At 68.8% G+C, this 2,869-nt stretch carries 3 protein-coding genes and 2 pseudogenes; 1 reads left to right on the top strand and 4 read right to left on the bottom strand.

Annotated features, from left to right (window positions below):
• A pseudogene (locus ACIKT0_RS16335) lies at positions 1–289 on the bottom strand (tRNA1(Val) (adenine(37)-N6)-methyltransferase); the annotation flags it as partial.
• Complete coding sequence (locus ACIKT0_RS16330; RefSeq protein WP_407106435.1) at positions 286–516, bottom strand: putative signal transducing protein; 231 nt, start codon at positions 514–516, stop codon at positions 286–288. The pseudogene ACIKT0_RS16335 and the gene ACIKT0_RS16330, both read right to left, overlap by 4 nt.
• 308 nt (positions 517–824) lie before the next feature.
• Between ACIKT0_RS16330 and ACIKT0_RS16325 the strand changes: the two genes are divergently transcribed.
• Positions 825–1,844 (top strand): polyprenyl synthetase family protein, encoded by a 1,020-nt coding sequence (locus tag ACIKT0_RS16325; RefSeq protein WP_407106433.1) that lies wholly within the window; start codon positions 825–827, stop codon positions 1,842–1,844.
• 534 nt (positions 1,845–2,378) lie between these two features.
• On the opposite strand, the gene ACIKT0_RS16320 is transcribed toward ACIKT0_RS16325, so the two are convergent.
• Both ACIKT0_RS16320 and ACIKT0_RS16315 read right to left on the bottom strand, forming a co-directional pair.
• A complete protein-coding gene (locus ACIKT0_RS16320; protein WP_407106432.1) occupies positions 2,379–2,699 on the bottom strand; it encodes a YnfA family protein in 321 nt (106 codons plus the stop codon).
• 10 nt (positions 2,700–2,709) lie between these two features.
• A pseudogene (locus tag ACIKT0_RS16315) lies at positions 2,710–2,869 on the bottom strand (4-(cytidine 5'-diphospho)-2-C-methyl-D-erythritol kinase); the annotation flags it as partial.

The following is a 2,869-nucleotide window of genomic DNA, read 5'->3' as shown; positions in this document are numbered from 1 at the left end:
GCCCGGCGCAATGGCCTTGAGGCCCGCGCCGGGCGTTCTCGGCCGCAATCGCCGCCAAGCCTTCATCGATCTCGACGAGCGCGACGCGTCCGGCGCCGGCATGCGCGAGCGCGAGCCCGACCGCGCCGACCCCGGAACCCAGATCCGCCGCCACAGCGTTCGCCGCTAGTCGCGAGCGGGCGGCGGCCACCAGCAGCGCCGCGTCGGTTCCCACGCGGTGCCCCCGCCGCGGTTGAAGGAGCCGGAGACGCCCTCCGAGGAACAGGTCGTCAGTGAGTTCGCCGTTCACGGCGTCTCGGGGCGAAGCTCGTGGGAGAGGCCGCTCTCCACCAGCGCCCGGCGTGCGCGGGCCGCATCCTCGTCCGCAACCAGCACGCGGCTGGCCAGAATGCCGAGAGAGCCCTCCAGCACGCTCATGTTCCCGTCGACCACGACGGGCTCGATCCCCTCCTCGCCCAGCCTGGCGCGGACGAAGGACAACAGCACCGGATCATTGCTTCTGATGAGTTCCTGCAAGAGCCATCGCCTGTGTTGGAGGATCGTTTCACGGATTTAACGCTTTTGGCGGCGATCGCCACGCCGGGGCCCAACTTCGGCCCGTCGCCTCGGTCATGAAGTCCGGGTCGTTCGGGCCTCGGAGTTCGTCATGCGTGCTGAAGTGGTCGCTCTCGCCGTCGCCGTCCTCCTGCTGCTGTTCGCCTCCCAGAAGCTGATGGCCGCCCGCGCCGTGCTGCCGGTCTGAACCGCCGGCGTTTTACGACTTGCTCCCCCGGAGGGGCGTGGCTACGGTCCGCCCCGGTCCGAGGCAGTTGGGAGCGCTCCGATTGGGCGTTGTAGTGCCGTTAGAGGAGCGCCCCGGCGGGACTGACGCCGGCCTCGCGCCCCTTCTCAAGCTCGTCGCTCCCGCAATGGAGCGCGTCAACGCCTTCATCCTGTCGCGGACCGGCTCCGAGGTCGTGATGATCCCGGAGGTGGCGAACCACCTGATCTCGTCGGGCGGCAAGCGGCTGCGGCCGATGCTGACGCTCGCGACGTCGGCGCTCTGCGGCTATTCGGGCGACGGCGACGTCAAGCTCGCGGCGGCCGTCGAATTCATGCACACCGCGACCCTGCTGCACGACGACGTCGTCGACGGCTCCGAGATGCGGCGCGGGAAGCTCGCGGCGCGCATGCTCTGGGGCAACGAAGCGAGCGTGCTGGTCGGCGACTTCCTGCTCGGCCAGGCCTTCAAGATGATGGTCGAGGTCGGCTCGCTCGAGGCGCTGCGCATCCTTTCCGAGGCCGCCGCCGTGATCGCCGAGGGCGAGGTCATGCAGCTCGCCGCCGCCAAGAACACCGCGACCACCGAGGACGAATATCTCGCCGTCGTGCGCGGCAAGACCGCAGAACTGTTCGCCGCCGCCTGCGAGGTCGGGCCGGTGATCGCCGGCCGGCCGCGCGCCGAGCAGGCGGCCGCCCGCTCCTACGGCATGAATCTCGGCATCGCCTTCCAGCTGGTGGACGACGCGCTCGATTATGGCGGCCGCGAAGCGAAGCTCGGCAAAAAGGTCGGCGACGATTTCCGCGAGGGCAAGATCACGCTGCCCGTGGTGCTCGCCTATCGGCGCGGCTCAGCCGAGGAGCGCCTGTTCTGGAAGCGCACGCTGGAAGAGGGCGACGCGCAGGACGCCGACCTCGCCGAGGCGATCCGCCTGCTCGGAAAGCACGGCGCCATCGAGGACACGCTCGCCCGCGCCCGGCACTACGGCGCGATGGCGCAGGACGCGCTGGCGCTGTTCGAGGACCGCTCGGAGGCCCGCGCGCTGCTCGACGTCATCGGCTTCGTCACCGCCCGGGCCCATTAATCAAGAACGAGTATGACGCAGCAGTCTGCACGTCCTTCGGGCAGGATCATAGCGCTCGACGTTCCAGCGCACATCATCTAACGCCCTCGCAACGGTCTTCGAGGCGACCTTCGTGCGCTCCGGATGCAGCCGTTGATGGCGGTCGCATATGATCACCTTCAGCGACGTGCTGGTTGTGAAAGCCTCTGCGACTACGCTTTCTAGTTCGGCTGCTCGCCTGCGCCACAGCGCGCCTTGCACCCCGTCTGCAGATGCACCGTACTTCGAGAAGTCCACGTCGTAGGAAATGGTGCTGCCCGAGGGCGCCATCGTGTCATGCCAAAGCGCGACAACACTAGGCCTCCCTGGCTGGGTGAAACACCAGTTGTAGCAATACTTTGGATTAGTTGACGCCGGCCGCCCAGATGGCCGGTCATCCCAAGTGCTCACATCGAGGCCCGCAGCCTCAACGAGGTCAATTATGCGAGGCTTCGCTCGCGGCTTGAGGGTACCGAGCAAGTCCATCGTCTCACACCCGCGTTGACTTAGCGGAGACTAACCCCGCGGGCCGAACAGCACCACCGCGGCGCCGACCAGGCAGATCGCGGAGCCCGTCAGGTCCCACCGGTCGGGCCTGACGCCCTCGACGGACCATAGCCAGACGAGCGAGGCGGCGACGTAGACGCCGCCATAGGCCGCATAGGCCCGCCCCGCCGCATCGACCTCCACGCGGGTGAGCAGCCAGGCGAACAGCAGCAGCGAAGCCACGCCCGCCGCGAGCCAGGCGGGTGACGCGCCCTGCCTCAGCACGGCCCAGAAGGCGAAGCAGCCGGCGATCTCGGCGAACGCCGCCGCGACGTAGATCGCAGGCGTCATGGCGCATTCCTCACTGCAGCAGGGTGGGCCGGATCCACCATCCTGGCAGGCTGCCGCGCAGCGCACGCGCCGCGCGGCGTGCGGAGCGGACGTCGTCGAACAGGCCGAACACCGTCGCGCCGGAGCCCGACATCCGCGCGAGCAGGCAGTCGTCGACCGCAGCCAGCGCC

Origin of the sequence: Hansschlegelia beijingensis, from assembly GCF_045505405.1 — a bacterium.
In the GTDB taxonomy this organism is placed as follows: domain Bacteria; phylum Pseudomonadota; class Alphaproteobacteria; order Rhizobiales; family Methylopilaceae; genus Methylopila; species Methylopila beijingensis_A.
Note: the sequence above shows the minus strand (reverse complement) of the source record. Positions and strands in the feature narration are given on the sequence as shown.